The 21,318-nt window shown below is 51.3% G+C and carries 24 protein-coding genes and 1 pseudogene; 14 read left to right on the top strand and 11 right to left on the bottom strand.

The window, feature by feature from the left end; translation table 11 throughout:
• Positions 1–121: 121 nt before the first annotated feature.
• On the top strand, positions 122–2,056 hold the full coding sequence (gene yeaG, locus ACT9TW_RS14450; RefSeq protein WP_182060608.1) for a protein kinase YeaG: 1,935 nt from the start codon (positions 122–124) through the stop codon (positions 2,054–2,056).
• Positions 2,057–2,151: 95 nt separating this feature from the next.
• Complete coding sequence (locus ACT9TW_RS14445) at positions 2,152–3,435, top strand: YeaH/YhbH family protein (RefSeq protein WP_166716914.1); 1,284 nt, start codon at positions 2,152–2,154, stop codon at positions 3,433–3,435.
• Between the two features lie 33 nt (positions 3,436–3,468).
• Here ACT9TW_RS14445 and ACT9TW_RS14440 read toward each other — a convergent pair whose 3' ends face one another.
• The gene (locus ACT9TW_RS14440) at positions 3,469–4,365 is read right to left on the bottom strand and encodes a diguanylate cyclase (RefSeq protein ID WP_446492811.1); all 897 of its coding nucleotides are present in this window, start codon (positions 4,363–4,365) and stop codon (positions 3,469–3,471) included.
• A 161-nt stretch (positions 4,366–4,526) separates the two neighbouring features.
• Between ACT9TW_RS14440 and ACT9TW_RS14435 the strand changes: the two genes are divergently transcribed.
• Complete coding sequence (locus ACT9TW_RS14435) at positions 4,527–5,027, top strand: YbaK/prolyl-tRNA synthetase associated domain-containing protein (protein ID WP_446492810.1); 501 nt, start codon at positions 4,527–4,529, stop codon at positions 5,025–5,027.
• Between the two features lie 21 nt (positions 5,028–5,048).
• On the opposite strand, the gene yoaI is transcribed toward ACT9TW_RS14435, so the two are convergent.
• On the bottom strand, positions 5,049–5,153 hold the full coding sequence (gene yoaI, locus ACT9TW_RS14430) for a small membrane protein YoaI (RefSeq protein WP_315688690.1): 105 nt from the start codon (positions 5,151–5,153) through the stop codon (positions 5,049–5,051).
• Positions 5,154–5,302: 149 nt separating this feature from the next.
• Here yoaI and ACT9TW_RS14425 point away from each other — a divergent pair, with 149 nt between their 5' ends.
• A complete protein-coding gene (locus ACT9TW_RS14425; RefSeq protein WP_446492809.1) occupies positions 5,303–5,749 on the top strand; it encodes a DUF441 domain-containing protein in 447 nt (148 codons plus the stop codon).
• Here ACT9TW_RS14425 and ACT9TW_RS14420 read toward each other — a convergent pair.
• A complete protein-coding gene (locus tag ACT9TW_RS14420; protein ID WP_446492808.1) occupies positions 5,733–6,524 on the bottom strand; it encodes an AraC family transcriptional regulator in 792 nt (263 codons plus the stop codon). The two genes, ACT9TW_RS14425 and ACT9TW_RS14420, sit on opposite strands and share 17 nt — an antisense overlap.
• 99 nt (positions 6,525–6,623) lie before the next feature.
• Here ACT9TW_RS14420 and ACT9TW_RS14415 point away from each other — a divergent pair, with 99 nt between their 5' ends.
• The gene (locus tag ACT9TW_RS14415) at positions 6,624–7,814 is read left to right on the top strand and encodes a CynX/NimT family MFS transporter (RefSeq protein WP_446492807.1); all 1,191 of its coding nucleotides are present in this window, start codon (positions 6,624–6,626) and stop codon (positions 7,812–7,814) included.
• 30 nt (positions 7,815–7,844) lie between these two features.
• Here ACT9TW_RS14415 and ACT9TW_RS14410 read toward each other — a convergent pair whose 3' ends face one another.
• Positions 7,845–8,552, bottom strand: coding sequence for a CTP synthase C-terminal region-related (seleno)protein (locus tag ACT9TW_RS14410; protein WP_446492806.1), 708 nt, complete (start codon positions 8,550–8,552; stop codon positions 7,845–7,847).
• Positions 8,553–8,697: 145 nt separating this feature from the next.
• Here ACT9TW_RS14410 and ACT9TW_RS14405 point away from each other — a divergent pair, with 145 nt between their 5' ends.
• A complete protein-coding gene (locus tag ACT9TW_RS14405) occupies positions 8,698–9,051 on the top strand; it encodes a DUF488 domain-containing protein (protein ID WP_446492805.1) in 354 nt (117 codons plus the stop codon).
• Here the strand turns inward: ACT9TW_RS14405 and ACT9TW_RS14400 are convergent.
• Both ACT9TW_RS14400 and ACT9TW_RS14395 read right to left on the bottom strand, forming a co-directional pair.
• On the bottom strand, positions 9,044–9,349 hold the full coding sequence (locus tag ACT9TW_RS14400) for a hypothetical protein (RefSeq protein ID WP_446492804.1): 306 nt from the start codon (positions 9,347–9,349) through the stop codon (positions 9,044–9,046). The two genes, ACT9TW_RS14405 and ACT9TW_RS14400, sit on opposite strands and share 8 nt — an antisense overlap.
• Positions 9,350–9,422: 73 nt before the next feature.
• Positions 9,423–9,671 carry a putative hemolysin gene (locus tag ACT9TW_RS14395; protein WP_446492803.1) on the bottom strand — a complete coding sequence of 83 codons (249 nt, stop codon included), beginning with the start codon at positions 9,669–9,671 and terminating at the stop codon, positions 9,423–9,425.
• A gap of 317 nt (positions 9,672–9,988) precedes the next feature.
• Between ACT9TW_RS14395 and ACT9TW_RS14390 the strand changes: the two genes are divergently transcribed.
• Both ACT9TW_RS14390 and ACT9TW_RS14385 read left to right on the top strand, forming a co-directional pair.
• Positions 9,989–11,011: a sensor domain-containing diguanylate cyclase gene (locus ACT9TW_RS14390; RefSeq protein ID WP_446493837.1), complete on the top strand. Its 1,023-nt coding sequence runs from the start codon at positions 9,989–9,991 to the stop codon at positions 11,009–11,011.
• A 45-nt stretch (positions 11,012–11,056) separates the two neighbouring features.
• Positions 11,057–11,155: a YoaK family small membrane protein gene (locus ACT9TW_RS14385; RefSeq protein WP_014883431.1), complete on the top strand. Its 99-nt coding sequence runs from the start codon at positions 11,057–11,059 to the stop codon at positions 11,153–11,155.
• A 129-nt stretch (positions 11,156–11,284) separates the two neighbouring features.
• Here the strand turns inward: ACT9TW_RS14385 and ACT9TW_RS14380 are convergent, their stop codons facing one another.
• A complete protein-coding gene (locus tag ACT9TW_RS14380) occupies positions 11,285–11,533 on the bottom strand; it encodes a GlsB/YeaQ/YmgE family stress response membrane protein (RefSeq protein WP_315688345.1) in 249 nt (82 codons plus the stop codon).
• Positions 11,534–11,969: 436 nt separating this feature from the next.
• Here ACT9TW_RS14380 and yncL point away from each other — a divergent pair, with 436 nt between their 5' ends.
• Positions 11,970–12,062: a stress response membrane protein YncL gene (yncL, locus tag ACT9TW_RS14375; protein WP_446492802.1), complete on the top strand. Its 93-nt coding sequence runs from the start codon at positions 11,970–11,972 to the stop codon at positions 12,060–12,062.
• A gap of 34 nt (positions 12,063–12,096) precedes the next feature.
• On the opposite strand, the gene ACT9TW_RS14370 is transcribed toward yncL, so the two are convergent.
• Positions 12,097–13,629, bottom strand: coding sequence for an EAL domain-containing protein (locus ACT9TW_RS14370; protein ID WP_446492801.1), 1,533 nt, complete (start codon positions 13,627–13,629; stop codon positions 12,097–12,099).
• A gap of 259 nt (positions 13,630–13,888) precedes the next feature.
• Between ACT9TW_RS14370 and ACT9TW_RS14365 the strand changes: the two genes are divergently transcribed.
• Positions 13,889–15,400, top strand: coding sequence for an EAL domain-containing protein (locus tag ACT9TW_RS14365; protein WP_446492800.1), 1,512 nt, complete (start codon positions 13,889–13,891; stop codon positions 15,398–15,400).
• A gap of 321 nt (positions 15,401–15,721) precedes the next feature.
• On the opposite strand, the pseudogene ACT9TW_RS14360 reads toward ACT9TW_RS14365, so the two are convergent.
• The 3 genes and pseudogenes from ACT9TW_RS14360 to icd all read right to left on the bottom strand — a co-directional run.
• Positions 15,722–16,354, bottom strand: a pseudogene (locus ACT9TW_RS14360) (hypothetical protein); the annotation flags it as partial.
• A gap of 261 nt (positions 16,355–16,615) precedes the next feature.
• Positions 16,616–16,861 carry a YmjA family protein gene (locus tag ACT9TW_RS14355; protein WP_182060569.1) on the bottom strand — a complete coding sequence of 82 codons (246 nt, stop codon included), beginning with the start codon at positions 16,859–16,861 and terminating at the stop codon, positions 16,616–16,618.
• Between the two features lie 134 nt (positions 16,862–16,995).
• Positions 16,996–18,246, bottom strand: coding sequence for an NADP-dependent isocitrate dehydrogenase (icd, locus tag ACT9TW_RS14350; protein ID WP_063142859.1), 1,251 nt, complete (start codon positions 18,244–18,246; stop codon positions 16,996–16,998).
• A gap of 117 nt (positions 18,247–18,363) precedes the next feature.
• Between icd and rluE the strand changes: the two genes are divergently transcribed.
• From rluE to hflD, 4 genes are read left to right on the top strand one after another with little or no spacing between them, the layout of a single operon-like run.
• On the top strand, positions 18,364–19,017 hold the full coding sequence (rluE, locus tag ACT9TW_RS14345; RefSeq protein ID WP_446492799.1) for a 23S rRNA pseudouridine(2457) synthase RluE: 654 nt from the start codon (positions 18,364–18,366) through the stop codon (positions 19,015–19,017).
• Between the two features lie 9 nt (positions 19,018–19,026).
• Positions 19,027–19,500 (top strand): NUDIX hydrolase, encoded by a 474-nt coding sequence (locus ACT9TW_RS14340; protein ID WP_446492798.1) that lies wholly within the window; start codon positions 19,027–19,029, stop codon positions 19,498–19,500.
• 40 nt (positions 19,501–19,540) lie between these two features.
• Positions 19,541–20,653, top strand: coding sequence for a tRNA 2-thiouridine(34) synthase MnmA (gene mnmA / locus ACT9TW_RS14335; protein WP_446492797.1), 1,113 nt, complete (start codon positions 19,541–19,543; stop codon positions 20,651–20,653).
• A gap of 28 nt (positions 20,654–20,681) precedes the next feature.
• On the top strand, positions 20,682–21,311 hold the full coding sequence (hflD, locus tag ACT9TW_RS14330; protein ID WP_014069825.1) for a high frequency lysogenization protein HflD: 630 nt from the start codon (positions 20,682–20,684) through the stop codon (positions 21,309–21,311).
• The last annotated feature ends 7 nt before the right edge of the window (positions 21,312–21,318 follow it).

Raw genomic sequence — 21,318 nt, 5'->3', positions numbered from 1 at the left:
ACCGACCTGGCACACAGGTTGCTGCTCTGGCATTACGGTGCGAGAAATTCTCTTCCGGGAGCCTCCACTACTCATACGAACGGCTCTTATCATGTGCTAAAAAACGAAAGGACGGCATGCCATGAATATATTCGATCACTATCGCCAGCGCTATGAAGCTGCCAAGGACGAAGAGTTCACACTGCAGGAGTTTCTTACCATCTGTCGGCAAGATCGCAGTGCCTATGCCAATGCGGCAGAACGGCTATTGATGGCTATTGGTGAGCCAAACATGGTTGATACTGCACTGGAGCCACGGCTTTCCCGTCTATTTTCGAATCGGGTGGTCGCCCGATACCCGGCGTTTGAAGAGTTCTATGGTATGGAAGATGCCATTGAACAAATCGTCTCCTATCTGAAACATGCGGCTCAGGGTCTGGAAGAGAAGAAACAGATCCTCTATTTATTAGGCCCTGTGGGTGGCGGTAAATCATCGCTTGCCGAACGTCTTAAAGCGCTGATGCAGCGCGTACCTATTTATGTGCTGAGCGCCAACGGTGAACGCAGCCCGGTTAACGACCATCCGCTGTGCCTGTTCAACCCGCAGGAAGATGCGCAGATTCTGGATAAAGAGTTTGGCATCCCGCACCGCTATCTCGGCACCATCATGTCTCCGTGGGCCGCAAAACGTCTGCATGAGTTTGGTGGGGATATCACCAAATTCCGCGTCGTCAAAGTATGGCCGTCCATTCTGGAACAGATTGCCATCGCCAAAACGGAACCGGGTGATGAGAACAACCAGGATATTTCAGCTCTGGTGGGTAAAGTCGATATCCGTAAGCTGGAACATCACGCGCAAAACGACCCGGATGCCTATGGCTATTCTGGTGCGCTGTGCCGTTCGAACCAGGGGATTATGGAATTCGTCGAGATGTTTAAAGCACCGATCAAAGTGCTGCATCCGCTGCTGACCGCAACCCAGGAAGGGAACTACAACGGGACAGAAGGTATTTCCGCCCTGCCGTTCAACGGGATTATCCTGGCTCACTCGAACGAATCCGAATGGGTCACTTTCCGTAATAACAAAAACAATGAGGCGTTCCTTGACCGTGTGTACATCGTCAAAGTGCCTTATTGCCTGCGGATCTCTGAAGAAATCAAAATTTACGAAAAACTGCTCAACCACAGTGAGCTGGTTCATGCACCTTGCGCCCCGGGGACGCTGGAAACGCTGTCGCGCTTCTCTATCCTGTCGCGCCTGAAAGAACCGGAAAACTCCAGCATTTACTCGAAAATGCGTGTCTATGATGGCGAAAGCCTGAAAGACACCGACCCAAAAGCGAAGTCGTACCAGGAATACCGGGACTACGCCGGGGTCGACGAAGGGATGAACGGTCTGTCCACGCGTTTCGCGTTTAAGATCCTCTCCCGCGTGTTTAACTTCGACCATGCTGAAGTGGCAGCGAACCCGGTTCATCTGTTCTATGTGCTGGAACAGCAGATTGAACGTGAACAGTTCCCACAAGAGCAAGCTGAACGTTACCTTGAGTTCCTTAAAGGCTATCTGATCCCGAAATACGCCGAGTTCATTGGCAAAGAGATCCAGACGGCTTATCTGGAATCTTACTCGGAATACGGTCAGAACATTTTCGACCGTTATGTGACCTATGCTGACTTCTGGATCCAGGATCAGGAGTATCGCGATCCGGATACCGGCCAGTTGTTTGACCGTGAATCCCTGAACGCTGAACTGGAAAAAATCGAGAAGCCGGCGGGCATCAGCAACCCGAAAGATTTCCGCAATGAGATAGTCAACTTCGTGCTGCGTGCAAGAGCACACAACAGTGGGCGGAATCCGAACTGGACCAGCTATGAAAAACTGCGCACGGTTATTGAGAAGAAAATGTTCTCTAATACCGAAGAGCTGTTGCCGGTCATTTCGTTTAACGCCAAAACCTCAACCGATGAGCAGAAAAAACACGACGACTTTGTCGACCGTATGATGGAGAAAGGCTATACCCGCAAACAGGTTCGCCTGCTGTGTGAATGGTATCTGCGCGTACGCAAATCGTCTTAACACAAGTGCCCGGTGGCGCCTGCGCCTACCGGGCATACAAAAAATGTCCGGCATTTCAGGACACTGCAAGTTGGCAAATGCAGTACGGGGGGTATATGACCTGGTTTATTGACCGGCGTCTTAACGGCAAAAACAAGAGCACGGTGAATCGCCAGCGGTTCTTGCGCCGTTATAAAGCGCAAATTAAACAGTCGATCTCCGAAGCCATCAACAAGCGTTCGGTGACTGACGTCGATAGCGGTGAATCCGTTTCTATCCCGACGGATGACATTAGCGAACCGATGTTCCATCAGGGACGCGGTGGCCTGCGCCATCGTGTCCATCCAGGTAATGACCACTTCGTTCAGAACGACAGAATTGAACGCCCGCAAGGTGGTGGTGGTGGTTCGGGAAGCGGTCAGGGACAGGCCAGCCAGGACGGTGAAGGACAGGATGAATTTGTTTTCCAGATTTCGAAAGATGAGTATCTCGATCTACTCTTTGAAGATTTGGCGTTGCCGAATCTGAAAAAGAACCAGCACCGTCAATTGAACGAGTATAAAACCCATCGTGCGGGGTACACCGCCAACGGTGTGCCTGCCAATATCAGCGTCGTGCGTTCATTGCAGAACTCACTGGCGCGGCGTACGGCGATGACGGCAGGGAAACGTCGTGAACTGCGCGAACTGGAAACCAGCCTGAAAGTGGTTGAGAACACAGAACCCGCGCAACTTCTGGAAGAGGAACGCCTGCGTAAAGAGATTGCCGAATTACGTGCGAAGATCGACCGGGTGCCGTTTATCGACACCTTTGACCTGCGGTACAAGAACTATGAGAAGCGCCCGGAGCCGTCCAGCCAGGCGGTGATGTTCTGTCTGATGGACGTTTCAGGCTCAATGGATCAAGCCACGAAGGACATGGCTAAACGTTTTTATATCCTGCTCTATCTGTTCCTGAGCAGAACCTATAAGAACGTGGAAGTGGTTTATATTCGCCACCATACGCAGGCAAAAGAGGTAGATGAGCACGAGTTCTTCTACTCGCAGGAAACCGGGGGCACAATTGTATCAAGCGCCCTGAAACTGATGGATGAAGTCGTGAAAGAACGCTATGACCCGGCGCAGTGGAACATTTATGCGGCGCAGGCGTCCGATGGCGATAACTGGGCAGATGACTCGCCGCTGTGTCATGAAATTCTGGCGAAGAAAATTCTGCCTGTAGTGCGGTACTACAGCTATATCGAAATTACCCGTCGCGCCCACCAGACGCTGTGGCGTGAATATGAACACTTACAGTCGATGTTTGATAATTTTGCCATGCAGCACATCCGCGATCAGGATGATATCTACCCGGTGTTCAGGGAGCTTTTCCACAAACAAAGCACAACCAGCAACGCATAATCCAACAGCCAGCGACATCGCTGGCTGTTTTCTTTATTCGCTCACATTAAGACAATCCTGCCGCCTGTTAATCAGAATGGTGCAGTTGCGGCCGCTCTTTTTGCCTTTATACAGAGCCATATCCGCACGCTCCAGCACTTCCCGCAGCGATTCATCCCGATGAACACGCGTTAAACCCGCTGAGAATGTAATGCGAATACGGTGCTCGCCCGCCACGGTTTCCACTGCGGCAATCGCCCGGCGAAGGCGTTCTGCCGCGATGGTTGCTGCACGATCGTTTTCGGCCTTAAGCAGAATAATAAACTCTTCGCCCCCATAGCGATAAACGGACTCATCGCGGCGAATATTGTCTTCCAGATTAATCGCCAGCGATCGCAGCACCGTGTCACCTGCCAGGTGGCCGTGGGTATCATTTATCTTTTTAAAATGATCGACGTCGAGCAGCATCAGATATAACCCATTCTCACTGTACTGAGCATTCATACTGTCAAAAGACTCGTCCAGAATACGGCGCAGGGGCTGCCCTGTCAGCGCATCGTAGCTGGTTCGCAATTGCAGCAAATGCACTTTATAGCGCGTCAGCGAATCGGTGAACTCCAGTAGCGCAGTTTCAAACCGATCGAAATTACGCTGCCGTTGCGACGAATATTCCAGATCCGTAATAAGCTGACGACAGGCCTGATGCACCGCGATATGTTTTTTATTAATATCGAGAAGGTAATTTCTGTCCACACCTTCCGCGGCGAGCTGTTCATTTAGCCAGCCTCCGAATTCGCAGTGATTATGTGCTTCACCGCAGGTGATTTCTGGCAGGTCAACATCACGGCTGGCCACAAAACGTAGCACCTTCACCAGCCATTTAAAATGGGCATCGGTCGCGCGATTCAGCCCCCGAATAATTGCGTCTATCTCCTTGTATTTCCTGTTCATTACTTCACCACTCCTGTGATAATACCGGAGATTGATAATAACAAAATGAATTTCAACTTTTGTCACTCTGCGTATATAACCGCCAATTCTGAGGTACGCACCAGCGAAAAAATCTGTGTTAATGTACAACGCTGCGATTGGCATAAAACAGGTAAAACGCGATGTCTGATGAAGTAAAAGGTACTGATACCCACCAGCAACTTATCGCATTATTAACCCAGCAACAGGCGCAGTTTCGCGTGGTGGAACATGATGCGGTGGGAAAATGCGAAGCAGTAAGCGAGATCCGCGGTACCGATCTTGGACAGGGTGCAAAAGCGCTGGTCTGTAAAGTGAAGGGAAACGGTATTAAAAAGCACGTGCTGGCGATCCTGGCCGCCGATCAGCAGGCCGACCTCAGCCAACTTGCCAGTCATTTTGGCGGGCTTAAAGCATCTCTTGCCAGCCCGGCGGAAGTGGATAATCTGACAGCCTGCGTCTTTGGCGCTATACCGCCTTTTAGCTTCCACCCGGATCTGACGCTGGTCGCCGACCCGCTGCTGTTTGAGCGTTTTGACGAAATCGCCTTCAACGCGGGTTTACTGGAGAAATCCGTGATTATGAATACCCAGGATTACCTGCGCATTGCGCGGCCTGAGCTGGTTGCTTTTCGGAAAATATAACGACTGCGGCTGGCGAATCAGTCAGCCATGTTTTTCCAGAAAAATAACTGACGCCACCAGAATGATTGCAATGGTAAAAAATGAAGACGAGATAATCAGCGTTTCGATAAACATTTGATCGTTCATCATGCATACCCTTTTGCTGTGACTGGTACTTTTTTATCCTCCGCAAATGACAGAGACATGACAGCGATAAGATCTTTTTATAAAGGCTGTTTGTCGGAATTTTTACGCGTAAAGTAAGCAGGCTTACTTTTTTTTGGCAAGGATGACACATGTTCGACCCTACCCTGTTAATTCTTATGGGGCTCGCTGCACTGGGCTTTGTTAGCCATAACACCACGGTTGCCGTCTCAATACTGGTGCTTATTATCGTGCGCGTCACCCCGCTAAATACCTTTTTCCCCTGGATTGAGAAACAAGGCCTGACGGTCGGGATTATCATTCTGACGATTGGGGTGATGGCGCCGATTGCCAGCGGCACGCTTCCGGCGTCGACGCTGCTGCATTCGTTTGTGAACTGGAAATCGCTGGTCGCCATTGCCGTCGGTATTTTTGTCTCCTGGCTTGGCGGGCGCGGGGTAACGCTGATGAGTTCCCAGCCATCGCTGGTAGCCGGGCTTCTGGTGGGTACCGTCCTGGGCGTGGCTCTGTTCCGCGGCGTGCCGGTTGGCCCGCTGATTGCCGCAGGCCTGGTGTCACTGTTTATTGGGAAGTCCTAGAAAGCCCCGCCACATAGCGGGCAGGTGTTTGCCCTAACCCTTTTCTGAACATCGTGATAAACGCGGTGGTGGAGTCATAGCCAAGCGACTGCGCCACCTGTTGCACGGAACGCCCGCTAATCAGCAGCTGTAGCGCCACAATAAGCTGTAGCTGATGCCGCCAGCGTCGAAAGCTCAGCCCGGTTTCTTTTACCACCAGCCGCGCCAGGTTGCGTTCGCTCATCGCAAAATGGTGTGCCCATTGCGCCAGGGTCTGCCATTCGGCGGGCTCCTCGGCCATTCGTTCACTCATAAAGCGGATTTTAGGATGCGGTGATACCGGCAGTTGCAGGTGTTCCTGCGGCTGTTGCAATAGTTCGTCAAACAGCACCTCGACGAGCCTTGAGGTGGCCGGCAGCTGAAGTTCTTCGCGGGTTCTGGACGCAAGGGACAGAATAAGCTCCCGCACCAGCGGTGATATCTTGAGCGTGCTGCAGCGGTCCGGCAGGCTGACCGCGCCGGGTTCGATAAACAAAAAACAGAGCTGGGCGCTTGGCGTGGCTTTATTGCTGTGGGGAACCTGGCCCGGGATCCACACGGCATATTGCGGTGGTACCATCAGCATGGCGTTTTCAACTTCGCAGGTAATTGCACCACCTAACGCCAGAATCAGCTGCCCTTTGCGGTGCTGGTGTCGCGGTATGTGTTGTTCTTCTGCTACCACACGGATTCGAAACGCCACCGCAGCATCATGCTGGCTGTCAGGGTCGTAACCATCAAGTCCCAGGCCGATCATTAAGTTGTCCGATATTAGCGATAAACTGTCATTTTAGCTTGATTTCAACCCGCATAAAAATCGGTATCGTGTGCCCTCGCCTCAACGTTAGAGAAAATAATGACGACTGCTGAAATTCGACCTTCAGGGAAACAGGGAGCACTGCTGATCGCAGGTATCCTGATGATTGCCACCACGCTGCGCGTGACCTTTACCGGCGCGGCCCCCTTGCTTGACACTATTCGCCATGATTACGGGCTGAGCACCGCACAAACCGGCCTGCTCACCACCCTCCCGCTGCTGGCGTTTGCGTTAATCTCCCCGCTGGCTGCGGGTCTTGCCCGGCGTATTGGTATGGAGCGGAGTCTCTTTATCTCCCTGCTGCTCATTTGTGCGGGTATTGGCATTCGCTCTTTGCCTTCTGCTGCCCTGCTGTTTACCGGCACCGCGATTATTGGTTGCGGTATTGCGCTTGGAAACGTGCTACTGCCCGGGCTTATCAAACGTGATTTCCCCGGCCAGGTCGCCAGATTAACCGGCGCTTACTCCCTGACCATGGGCGCATCGGCAGCACTTGGCTCAGCGCTGATTGTTCCCCTGGCTCTGGGAGACGCAGGCTGGCACGGCGCATTACTCATGCTGATGACCTTCCCGTTGGTGGCCTTGCTGCTCTGGCTGCCGCAGTGGCAACGCACTCCCGTCGCCACGGTGACCGGCGCGGGGGCTCTGCAAAACCGCGCGATCTGGCGCTCTGCCCTCGCCTGGCAGGTAACCTCATTCCTTGGTATCAACTCACTGATTTATTATGTGATTATTGGCTGGCTGCCTGCCATTTTGCAAAGTCACGGCTACAGCGAAACGCAGGCAGGCTCCATGCATGGCGTGTTGCAGCTTGCCACCGCAGTGCCGGGGCTGGCCGTGCCGCTGATCCTCCCCCGTCTGAAAGATCAGCGTGGGATCGCAGGATGCGTGGCGTTGATGTGCGCTGTCAGCGCGGCGGGTTTCTGGTTTGCGCCCGGACTTGCCCTCATATGGACAGTGATATTTGGCTTTGGCTCAGGAGCCACAATGATCCTCGGCCTGACGTTTATCGGCCTGCGCGCCAGCTCGGCGCACCAGGCAGCGGCATTGTCGGGGATGGCACAGTCGATTGGTTATCTGCTGGCAGCGTGCGGCCCGCCGCTGATGGGGAAAATTCACGATTCGGCGGGCGACTGGCGAATTCCCTTGATGGCCTGTGCGCTCGCCTCCATCGTGATGGCCGGATGCGGCGTACTTGCCGGGCGCGATCGGGAAATCACGCCCCGCTAAGCACAAGGCAGACCGGGAGGTCTGCCTTATTTATCCACGCGCTGCGCGCAGCATGGCCTGCGCCAGCACCACAGGGCGGCCATCCAGCGCCGCGCGTTCGTGCTGGAACAGGGTGATCACGAAGAACGGATGCGTGACCAGCTCTGCCGCGCGAATTTCGCCCTGTTCGTCCCAGCCCGTGACGCGCATATCGCCACTTTCAAGCTCCTGGGCGAATTCTGGCGAGACACCGTAGTTGCAGTGATACCCTTCTTCAATCTCAGGTTTACCGTAGGCTTTTGCAATAAGTGTATTGTTGCGTAGTTCGATGGCGTCGGTTTTTTCCACCAGCGAGCAGGTTAATGGTGCAATCACCATCGTACCTTCGGTATCGGTTTCCGCATGTCCGGCGTCATCCCAACCCAGGACGTTGCGGGCATACTCAATTAGCGCGTGCTGGAATCCACCGCATGTCCCGAGGAAAGGCACGCTGTTTTCACGTGCATAACGCGCGGCAATAAAGGCGGCTTCAGCATTTTTATACGGGCTTGCAGGTACCAGCCAGATGGCATCGTAGCCCACCAGGTCTTCCGGACTGGTTAAATCCGTTGTGGCAAGCCAGTCGTAATCGGCGGTGAGTTCAAGTACAGCGGCAGCGTCATCAATTGCCAGCGGGATCGCCTGATGCGCAATCACGTCGGGATTGTAGTCGCCGACCAGGGCAATACGTAGCGTGGTTTTAACCGGGGAGTGTTCCATGAGAGGTTCCTTATGCCAGAGTATTATCAGATAACATAAGGAACCTCAGACTACCGATCTTTTGCAATAATCACAATACCTTAAAATTAGTTGGTAAAAACCAGAGTGCTATAGTGTGTAGGCCTACACATCATGGAGAGAGACGATGATTCAATGCAAACGTGTTTACGCCGAGGCAAGTTCAGAGGACGGTTATCGGGTTCTGGTAGACAGATTATGGCCTCGCGGGATCAAAAAAACAGACATCTCCTGCGATGAATGGTGTAAAACGTTGACGCCATCCAGCGAGCTGCGCAAAGCATTTCACAGCGAGAGCATTGATTTTGCTGCCTTCAGCCAGGCGTATCGGGAAGAGCTGGCGCAGCATCAGGACGAAGGACTTCGCCTTGCCGAACGGGCAAAAAAACAGACCGTCACGCTGCTGTATGGCGCTAAAAATACTGAACAGAATCACGCCCTGGTGTTAGCCGACTGGCTGCGCCATCTGAAAATCAGCTGATTGCCAGCTCGCTATGGGTTTGCGGCGCTTCGTCAGGCTGAAGTGGCATCAGGTGTTCGGGGCGCACGAACGCAAAACCATGCTGATTGTCGAAAGCGTAGACATCACCCGTCACCAGCCAAAGCGCTCGGTCTGCTGTCGCCGGCAACTGGGTCATTACGCCGTTTACCGGATTCACAAAACGTAAGCCAGGCTGGCACAGACCAAACAGCTCAACAGATTTACCGATATTACGACGACCAGCGGTGGTGCGCGCGCCAATGATCATGGCCAGGCTGCCCGGTTTTAACTGAAACATACTTCTCTCGCAGTGAGTATTGTTAGGTAAGAATAATCCTAAAGAGAAGTGTATCTCAGTCCTTATACTGCTGTCACCTGGCAGGTTGCGGGTGGTCGCGACGATACAGATCCCATTCATCAATCACTTCGCCGCCCGGTAATTTGCACTCCGTGCGTACCCCTTGTGGGCTTTGCACCGGAACCTGCTCTCCCCCTTTTTGCAGGCAGTAAACCGAGGCAGGATTAGCCATCCCCGTCTGCGGCGGTTTTGGGGCGTCTGGTGGCGTTGCTGTTGAGCAGGCCGCAAGCGGCAGCATCAGCGCAAGTAACAGATATCTCATTCTTTATCCTTTTTTTATTTACGAAACCTTAGCCTAATCAACTGGCGCTACTTTCTCCATGATTTCTCCATTAAACCTGCACTTTTCAACTTTATAGTGTGCTGGTTCTCGATATGACCAGAGAACATCATTCCGTAATCAAGATGTCTTTGCCCCGGTCTCAACAACGGGGCTTTTTTTTCGCCCTTTTTCCCGTCACCGTCTCCCATCAGATATATATTAAATTTCGTATATTCATGTTTTACTATGGCTGGAGCCGAAAATTTCAGCATAACATGCAGATGCAGACGTCTTCTGCATGGGAGTCTACCTACGTCATGTCAGATATCATCCTTGCCCGTGTTTCAGAAACTCTCGCCACGGAACAATCCCTGGAAAGTCTGGTACGTCAGTTACTGGAAATGCTGGAGATCGTGACCGAAATGGAGTCGACCTATCTGACGAAGGTCGATATCAGCGCGCGATTGCAGCATATTTTGTATGCCCGTAACAGCAAGCAGATGCAGATCCCGGAGGGGCTGAGCGTTCCCTGGGGAGACACGCTGTGCAAGCGCGCGATTGATAGCGATACGATTTTCAGTAACGACGTGGCCGAACGCTGGGCGGACTGTGATGCCGCAAAAGCCCTTGGCATCACCACTTACATGAGTATTCCCATCCATCTGGCTGACGGTTCGCTTTACGGCACATTGTGTGCAACCAGCACCCAGAAAAAACAGCTCAGCGATCGCGGCGAGCAGGTGCTGAGATTGTTTGCCGGGTTGATTGCCCAGTACATTCAGAAAGAGTCCCTGGTCGCTCAGCTGCGTGAAGCCAATGCGGCCCTGATTGCACACTCGTATACGGACGCCCTCACCGGCTTACCTAATCGTCGTGCTATTTTTGAAAACCTCACAACCCTGTTTTCGCTGGCGCGTCATCTTAATCGCACCGCCATTATCGCCTTTATCGACCTGGATAACTTTAAACTCATTAATGACCGTTACGGCCATGAAACGGGCGATCAATTCTTGGTTGAGGTGGGAAAAAGGCTGACTCAGAAACAGTCCCAGGACGAAATCATCGGCCGACTGGGTGGTGATGAATTTCTGGTTGCCTGTCTGAGCAAAGGTGAAAGCGATCACGCGCAGATAAACATACTCAAATCCCGTATCGGCGCCAGGATAGCCGGAGAATACTGGTTGGGAGACGTCCATATTGTTTATCCTGGCGCCAGTCTTGGCGTGGTGGAAGTTGACCCCAGTAGCACGGATGCCGACAGCGCACTGCGCGCCGCAGACGTCGAGATGTACCAGGATAAAAAAGGAAAAAGCAAAACTCGCTTTCTCACTATGGATTAAGCCCGTACACTCTACGGCGTTATGTAAACCGAGACAGGTGATGGTATGAGAATTGGAATACTCTTCCCGGTCGTTATTTTTATAACGGCAGTGGTTTTTTTAGCATGGTTTTTCGTCGGCGGTTATGCCGCGCCGGGGGCTTAAATGAGAAAAACAACCATCATTATGTTGATCATCGCCATCATGGCCGTCGCCGGGACACACTTTGGCTGGTGGTAATGCCGCACAGTAAAAAGGCCGCCAGTAGGCAGCCTTTTTTAACGCATGTCAGCTTTAGCTTTTGACTTTTCTGTAGATAAACAGAACAACCAGCGCGCCAATCACCGCAACGGCAAAGCTGCCAAAATTGAAACCATCAACTTTACCAAAACCGAAGAAGGTGCTGATCCAACCCCCAACGACCGCGCCCACTATCCCCAGGACTATGGTTACGATAAAACCACCGCCATCTTTGCCTGGCATGATCCACTTCGCCAGAATCCCCGCAATCAGCCCAAAGATAATCCAGGATATGATTCCCATAGCTTTCCTCTCTGTATGATTTTTTGTCATTAAATCAACGACACGGAAAAGGATAGCACAGGATGAGAGAAAGGAAATTTGTGATAAGCATCACGAATGGCATTTTGGTGGGTAAACCCTTCTTTACATGCCAGCCACAAGACGAGGGGTAACATCTCTTCTGGCAAACACACAATAAACGCGGGGTTGCATCTTTTGTTGAGAAAGATTATCTTTCTCAATACTGAATAGTTGAGCAAAACACTCAGGTATTCAGTACGACATTGCTCACATTGCTTCCAGTATTTCTTGCCCACTTTTGAGTGGGCTTTTTTTTTGCGTTCAGCACACCCCTTCTCTGACTGGCCTGCGCAAAACCAATGCGGTTAACCGTTTATTCTCTCGGAGTTTGGCGCTATCCTTAGCGACCTGTGCACAATGGAATGTCTTTGATAACATGAATGTATCAAGCAAGTTTGTGATTTACCTTAACCTTGTTTCTGCCAGCACGCTACTTCTGTTGCTGTCTGCCAGGTTTGAGTGGTTCTGAGCCGCCAACGCCCGGGCTAAACTCCGCCCGGCGTTCAGACTTTTTCTTCCTCATACACCCTGATCTCCTCTTTGGGTTTCGAGAGCAGAAATTTAATGAACTCAACATACGAAACGGGTTTACCGAAATAGTACCCTTGCAACAGGTTGATTTGGTTGCGGTTCAGATACTCTAACTGCTCTTTTGTTTCAACGCCTTCCGCCACAATGCTTAACGACATTTTCTTCGCTATCTCAATGACACAGTCCAGCAGAATGGTCGAATCTTTCTGTTCCGATACCCGGCTGACAAAACTTTTATCGATTTTGATGTAGTCAATGGCCAGCGCATCAAGGCATGAAAGTCCTGAATAACCGGTACCAAAATCGTCCAGGGCAATCACAAACCCCGAATTATGCAGCGTATTAAGATTTTCGATAAGTTCAGGGTTATCAAGCAAGGGCTCCCGCTCTGTCACTTCCAGAACCAGCTTGATCTTTTTCCCCTTGAATCCCTGGCCAAAGGTGTTGCAGTCCCCGATAAATGTCGGGGAATTGATATGCCGGGCGCTAATATTCACCCCAATATGAAATCCATCCGGTAATTTAGGTAACAGCGGTTTTAGCTGGCTGACCACTTTTTCCATCAACCCTTTCGTCAGCGGAATAATTAAACCACTGCGTTCAGCAATAGGGATAAATACGTCTGGGGGAATATAGCCTGATTTCGGGTGTTTCCACCTGGCCAGCACCTCGACACCGTATAGCCCACCGGTCTTTCCATTCATAATCGGTTGATAGAAAGGAACAATATCGCCTTTGATGATGGCTTTACGCAGGTCCTCTTCAAAGGATGTGCTTTTACCCATATAGCGACGCCACAAAATACCCACCGCGACGGAGAGGAAAAAGACTAACAGCATAAGGCTCCACCCCTGCTGGACCAGTCGCGTTATGTTGAAGAAAACCGGTGCCTGCCAGGCCATGCTGAAGGGAAAGCGCGCAGATGGCGCAAGCATTGTCGATGAATGCGATGACGGTAGCGGGCTAACATCACCCGCGCGCTCAAGCCGCTGTTGATTCACCACCAGCGCAAGGTTTTCGGACGTCCCCGCGATCACGTCACGTAAATGCGCATCGCTAACGCTAATCATGACCCGTCCGCCAGGTATCGGACGCTGAAAAACAAGCACCGGGATACCATTAATTAATCGGTTCCCGGGCAGCAGCATTAATTTTTCGTCCGGTAAGGTCATAGGATGAATAATTAACACCCCATTGCCCGGCAAAGAGGTACACATAATAGTACCGCCCTGCTGGATCATAATTGCACGCAGATGGGGTTTAAGCGCAGCCTCAGTGCCTAACTCCAGTTGCCCACCGCTGGTACAACCCTGCGCTGCAACACGTTGAGCAGTATCAGCTGCACTCACCGCTTCATTAAGGATGGTATCTATTTTAAGGGCGCTGGATTTGGCTGCCCCGGCAGCGTTTACCGTCGCCATGTGCCACAGCTGCCAGTTTATAATCAGCATCCCCGCCAGAAAGAGGAATACTGCACTCAGGATTGGGATAAAAGCGTTGCGCACGATTTTTCCTTAAAAAAAGAAAAAACAAGCATTTAGTTTTGTTGAATTAGAGGATTAGGCTAACTCAGCGCCGCTTATGAAGATGAATACAGCATAGCTGATATCTCACCCGCGAGCCCCGGGACAACAGGAAAAGTGATAGCGCCATCGCGAAACAAAACACCATCGCGTAAAGTAACCTACCGTTATTACCAGGCTTGTGCCTTTTACTGCCTGTGTTAAGATTCGAGAAATCAGGAGGCAGAAGGGACGCAGAAAAATGAAAAAGATCATTGCGCTAGCGCTCATTTCAACCTTTCTGGTGCTTCTGTCTTTTTATGCTATTAATGCCATTATTCTGGAGCAACAGAAAAACAAGCAGCTTGAGATTTCAGATACCCTCCTGCAATACTCCGAAGGTTTATCCCAAAGCGTAGCAACTGCACTAAAAAGTGTGACCACACAGGGATGTGATAAAGCAAGCCTGGATAATTACCGAAAGTTAAAACTTGAAAGCCTCTACTTCGGTGATATTGGTTTTATTGAGAACGGTAAAATTACCTGCACCGCATTCTGGGGAAAGCTGACCACCCCAGTTAACCTTCCCTCTGAATTACATAAAACACCTAATGGTTTTATCCTGGCGCAATTTTCGCAAAAAGATTTTTTTATCGGCAACGCCGCGATTTATAACAATATTATTATATTCACCTCACGACACGCCTACGATAAATTTACACCCGTCACCGCAAGCTACTCATTAAGTTCTACCACCAAAGACTTTGGCAGAACATTTTTTACCGTCAATCCGGTAATCGATAAAAGCAGCTGGCTGCCCTCCCGATTCTTTACCCTGACACTGACCCAATGCAGCTCACGGTGGGATTTATGTGTGATTGTCAAGCATCATGATACGGGCCTGGCGTCGTTATCGATTGCGATATTTATCCTGCTGACGGTCGTCTTATACTTTATCTGGATATCTATTTCTCTCTATTCGTTCAGGCTTTACGAGGATCGTTTCTCACTGGAAAAGACGCTAATCAAAGCCGTGAAAGCAAACACCATTGGTGTACATTACCAGCCCATCGTTCGCCCGGGCGATAAAAAAATAGTCGGCGTTGAGGTGCTTTCCCGCTGGCGGGACAGTAACTTTATAGATGTTTCACCCGAACTGTTTATCCCTCTCATAGAGAAGTTCGGTCTTTATGATAATTATTATACCAATATTATTAAGAAATCCTTCGCAGAGATATCCAGCCTCGCGAATGAACATCAGCTATTAATTTCATTGAACGTCGGACGCATTGAAATTGAAGACGGGATGTTCAGTAAAATTTTGCGCCGCGAGTGTCTGCTCAATAATATTCCGTTGTCGCTGATAAAAATCGAACTTTCTGAAAAAGCAGTTGCCCATCACGGTATTCTTATTGATTTTTGTAAAGAGTTAAAATCGATGGGAGTTAAAATATCTATCGATGATTTCGGTGTACAAAACTCGAATATTGCAAGGTTAGCCAACCTCGAATATGACGAAATTAAAATAGACAAGTCCCTCGTAGACGGCATCAGTGAAAGCTATAAAAAAGATATCTTCGTTATCTTTTGCGATGCACTTTTAAAGCTAAACAAAACGCTCGTTTTTGAAGGGGTGGAGAATGAAACACAATATGCGTTTATCTCTTCACGCTACCGCGATTCGCTGATCCAGGGCTGGTATTTTTCAAAATCACTCAGCCGAAACGAACTGTCGAAAATCCTCACAGGCTCAGTCAACTCCCCTAGTCGCTAGCGTAACGGGGTAACAACGCGTCCAGTTGTAATTGATGCGCACCAGTTTGAGTTTTCCTGCAACCTCTCCGTAACGCTGTGATTCACGCTCGAGGAAGAATGACCTCAGGGACTCGGGTAAGCGTTCCGCCCCATAGCGCAGCAAGGTTGTATGCCAGAATGGCGCAGGTAACAGTGTGTGTGCATGGCGCAACAGCAGTTCGTCTTTCCAGGGGGAATGAAGGACTTCCTCGCAAAATGTCTGGCGAAGTGCTGCCGCTGGATCTTCGGGAATTCCGGCGAGAAGTAACTGCCCCGGCAAGGCCACCAGCCGTAAATCCCGGATTTTGAGTTTTCCTGCAACCTCTCCGTAACGCTGTGATTCACGCTCGAGGAAGAATGACCTCAGGGACTCGGGTAAGCGTTCCGCCCCATAGCGCAGCAAGGTTGTATGCCAGAATGGCGCAGGTAACAGTGTGTGTGCATGGCGCAACAGCAGTTCGTCTTTCCAGGGGGAATGAAGGACTTCCTCGCAAAATGTCTGGCGAAGTGCTGCCGCTGGATCTTCGGGAATTCCGGCGAGAAGTAACTGCCCCGGCAAGGCCACCAGCCGTAAATCCCGGATAGTGATGCGTAAACCATCAAAAGGTGTCCAGGCTCCGATCAGCTGATCTGTTTTTGCCGGTAGCTGTTCATTTTCTTCATACAAGGGCAGCGTAAGTGGCACAAATGTGAAATGAAAACCATTTACCGGCTGAAGGTCGGCCTGCCTGTCGTTTCGGGTTAAAGACTGTAGTTCACTGAACAGCGATTCAATGCACCCGGACATCTGCGGCTGAAAACCTGTCGCCAGAGCAAACTTCTGCGGTGCATAATACGCTTGTATCGGGTGACCCGTATCTATACTCTCACGCCAAATCGCCCGCGTTTTCAGGTTAGTTGAGCTGTAGAGGTTGTCTAACGCAGGTGTTTGCATTTCATATTCCAACAATAAAGCCGTCATATTCAGGCTGTAGATTAGCCTGGCAAAATCACTCATTTGGTAAAAACGTGAAACTATCTTCAGCGGTTCCCTTGATACTCTTTTTTCTGACGCTTATGTTCGCCCTGTTCGTCGAACAGCCCTCTTCGCACGTGGTACGAAAAAAATGCCTGTGGTCCGATAGCGTCATGCTGAGCTGTATAGCAAAACATCAGGGCAAAACGTTTTAAAGGTACGACCCGGCGTTTTTTGCCGTTACTCGTTGCCCCATTGATTCAGGAAGTTGGCGATATCATCAATGCGCAACGCATTAATGCCAGCTTCACTGGCCATCTCTTGCTGCGCTTCTTCGCTAATTTCTTCGTTGTTCATTAAACGGGTGAGCAGCAGCTGGAAATAGTTCGCAAGCGAGTCACGCTCTGCCTCGCTCACCGTCTCAGCGGCCTCAGTCGAATACTCATCTACGATGTCGTAGTATTTCAGGGGGATGTCGTTGTTCATCTTGTCTCTCGTCTGGCGATTAGCAGGTTCTGCAGTGCGCATCTTAAGGGTAAACGTCTGCTTCTTACAGATAAACGACAAGAAAAAAAACGGGAACCCATCGGCTCCCGTTCTTGTTTAACCCAGAGTCTGGATTACATGTTCGCGATAATCGCGTCGCCAAACTCTGAACATTTCAGCAGCTTAGCGCCTTCCATCAGACGTTCGAAGTCATAGGTAACGGTTTTAGCGTTAATCGCGCCTTCCATACCTTTAACGATCAGGTCTGCGGCTTCGAACCATTCCATGTGACGCAGCATCATTTCTGCGGACAGGATGATAGAGCCTGGGTTCACTTTGTCCTGGCCTGCATATTTAGGCGCAGTACCGTGGGTCGCTTCGAACAGTGCGCACTCGTCGCCAATGTTAGCACCAGGGGCGATACCGATACCGCCAACCTGCGCCGCCAGGGCGTCAGAGATATAGTCGCCGTTCAGGTTCATACAGGCGATCACGTCGTACTCAGCAGGACGCAGCAGGATCTGTTGCAGGAACGCATCGGCGATCACATCTTTAATGATGATCTCTTTGCCGGTGTTAGGGTTCTTAATCTTCTGCCATGGGCCGCCGTCGATCAGCTCGCCGCCGAACTCTTCAGTCGCCAACTGGTAGCCCCAGTCTTTGAATGCGCCTTCGGTGAACTTCATGATGTTGCCTTTGTGAACCAGAGTCACAGAGTCACGGTCGTTGGTGATAGCGTATTCGATTGCTGCACGCACCAGACGTTTGGTCCCGTCTTCGGAGCACGGCTTAATGCCGATACCGCAATGTTCAGGGAAGCGGATTTTCTTCACGCCCATCTCTTCACGCAGGAATTTAATCACTTTTTCTGCGTCAGCAGAGTCAGCTTTCCATTCGATACCTGCGTAGATGTCTTCTGAGTTTTCACGGAAGATAACCATGTCGGTCAGTTCCGGGTGTTTCACCGGGCTTGGGGTACCCTGGTAGTAACGCACAGGACGCAGACACACATACAGATCCAGTTCCTGACGCAGAGCCACGTTCAGGGAACGGATACCGCCGCCGACAGGGGTAGTCAGTGGGCCTTTGATAGCAACACGGTAATCGCGGATCAGGTCCAGCGTCTCTGCTGGCAGCCAAACGTCCTGGCCATAAACTTGAGTAGATTTTTCACCGGTGTAAATTTCCATCCAGGAAATTTTACGCTCGCCTTTGTAGGCTTTCTCAACAGCGGCATCAACCACTTTCAGCATTGCCGGGGTAACGTCTACGCCGATACCGTCACCTTCGATGAACGGGATAATCGGATTATGAGGAACGTTAATTTTGCCGTTTTGCAGGGTGATCTTTTTACCTTCCGCCGGAACAACTACTTTGCTTTCCATTAACCTCTCCTTCGAGCGCTTCTGGTTGTTACTGATCTTATGTTAATAAATTGTAATGAGCCTTTCGATAGTACCTGATTGTCCTGCGCCATGAAAGGTCTTCGTTATTAGGCTATAATGCGGCAATTGATAACGCCTGAAAATACCATGAAGAAAACTTCTTTTACAAAACACCGGGTTGAGCGATTCAGCTCGCGACAACCAGCCAGAAGACCACAGGAAAACCAGCCGAAGCGGGTTATTTTGTTCAATAAACCCTACGATGTTTTGCCGCAGTTTACCGATGAAGCCGGGCGCAGCACGTTGAAGGACTACATTCCTGTTCATGGGGTCTACGCGGCCGGACGTCTGGATCGGGACAGTGAAGGTCTTCTGGTCTTAACCAACGACGGCGCGTTGCAGGCGAAACTTACGCAACCCGGGAAACGCACCGGCAAAATTTACTACGTACAGGTGGAAGGCGAGCCGGATGACGAGACGCTGGCAATATTACGCAGCGGCGTCACGCTGAACGACGGGCCAACCCTGCCGGCAGGTATTGAACGCGTGAATGAACCAGAGTGGCTCTGGCCGCGTAACCCGCCCATCCGCGAACGTAAATCGATTCCGACAAGCTGGCTCAAAATCACCCTCTATGAAGGCCGCAACCGTCAGGTTCGGCGCATGACGGCCCACGTCGGCTTCCCTACCCTACGTCTGATTCGCTACGCCATGGGCAACTACACTCTGGAAACGCTGGCGAACGGCGAATGGCGAGACGTTGCCCCTTAAGGAGAAAACATGTTTAAACCTCATGTCACCGTTGCCTGTGTGGTGCACGCGCAGGGTAAATTCCTGGTCGTTGAAGAAACCATCAACGGAAAGGCGCTCTGGAACCAGCCTGCCGGCCATCTTGAAGCGGACGAAACACTGGTTGAGGCAGCACGCCGCGAGCTGTGGGAAGAAACAGGCATTTATGCAGATCCGCAGCATTTCATTCGTATGCATCAGTGGATTGCCCCCGACCGCACGCCGTTCCTGCGCTTCTTATTTGCCATTGAGCTTAACGAAACGTGCGCCACTGAACCGCATGATGACGATATCGATCGCTGCCTGTGGGTCACTGCCGACGAGATCCTGAACGCGCCAAACCTGCGTTCACCGCTTGTTGCTGAGAGCATTCGTTGTTATCAGAACGGAAACCGTCTGCCGCTAGAGATCGTTGCAGAATTTAACTGGCCGTTTACAGAGGGTGTCAATGGTGGGGGCGCGTGATAGAATATGCCGCCTTGAAGTTCAATGTCGTGAGTATTCCATGTCAGATAACAGCCAGAAAAAAGTGATCGTCGGCATGTCCGGCGGTGTCGACTCCTCCGTTTCCGCCTACCTGTTGCAACAACAGGGCTATAAGGTGGAGGGCCTGTTCATGAAGAACTGGGAGGAAGACGATGGCGAGGAATACTGCACGGCCGCAGCGGATCTTGCCGATGCGCAGGCCGTGTGCGATAAGCTCGGCATCGAACTGCATACCGTTAACTTTGCCGCAGAATACTGGGACAACGTGTTTGAACTCTTCCTTGAAGAGTACAAAGCCGGTCGTACCCCAAACCCGGACATTCTGTGCAACAAAGAGATCAAATTTAAAGCCTTCCTGGAGTTCGCCGCAGAAGATCTGGGCGCAGATTACATTGCGACCGGGCACTACGTGCGTCGCGCAGATGTGAATGGCAAAAGCCAGCTGCTGCGTGGCCTGGATGGCAACAAAGATCAGAGCTACTTCCTTTATACACTTAGCCACGAGCAGATTGCCCAGAGCCTGTTCCCGGTCGGCGAGCTGGAAAAACCAGAAGTGCGTAAAATTGCCGAAGAGCTTGATCTCATCACCGCGAAGAAAAAAGATTCCACCGGCATCTGTTTTATCGGCGAGCGCAAATTCCGTGAGTTCCTCGGTCGTTATCTGCCTGCCCAGCCGGGTAAAATTGTCACCGTTGACGGTGAAGAGATTGGCCAGCATCAGGGCCTGATGTATCACACTCTCGGCCAGCGTAAAGGTCTGGGTATCGGCGGTACAAAAGAAGGTAGCGAAGATCCGTGGTACGTCGTCGACAAAGATGTTGAAAACAATATTCTGATCGTGGCTCAGGGCCATGATCACCCGCGTCTGATGTCTGTTGGTCTTATCGCCCAGCAGCTGCACTGGGTGGATCGTGAGCCGGTAACAGGCACGCTGCGTTGCACCGTAAAAACACGCTACCGTCAGACCGATATTCCTTGCACTGTTACCGCACTGGATGACGATCGCATCGAAGTGCGTTTCGACGAACCTGTTGCTGCCGTCACCCCGGGTCAGTCTGCCGTTTTCTATAGCGGTGAAGTTTGCCTGGGTGGTGGGATCATCGAACAGCGCCTGCCGCTGCCCGCTGTTTAACAGCGATTGCACACATAAAGGAGAACGTGTGGCGAAGAATTATTACGACATCACCCTGGCACTGGCGGGAATTTGCCAGTCAGCCCGTCTGGTGCAACAGCTTGCGCATCAGGGTCATTGCGACGCTGACGCCCTGCACGTTTCACTGAACAGCGTTATCGACCTTAACCCTGGCTCTACGTTGGGTGTTTTCGGTGGCAGTGAAACCAATCTTCGCCTCGGTCTTGAGACGCTGCTCGGCGTACTTAACGCCAGCAACCGTCAGGGTTTAAACGCGGAACTGACTCGTTACACGCTAAGCCTGATGGTACTGGAACGAAAATTAAATGCCGCCAAAGGGGCTCTGGATACCCTCGGCGACCGCATTGGCGGGTTACAGCGTCAGCTCGATCACTTCGATCTGCAATCTGAAACCCTGCTGAGCGCCATGGCAGGCATCTATGTTGATGTGGTAAGCCCACTGGGGCCGCGCATCCAGGTCACCGGCTCCCCTGCCGTACTGCAAAGTCCACAAGTGCAGGCGAAGGTTCGCGCCTCGCTGCTGGCTGGCATTCGTGCTGCCGTTCTGTGGCATCAGGTCGGCGGAGGCCGCCTGCAATTAATGTTTTCTCGTAATCGCCTGACAACTCAGGCAAAACAAATTCTTGCTCATTGTTAACCTCCCG

Source organism: Enterobacter sp. C4G1 (assembly GCF_052886895.1).
This window is presented reverse-complemented; position numbering and strand designations above follow the sequence as displayed.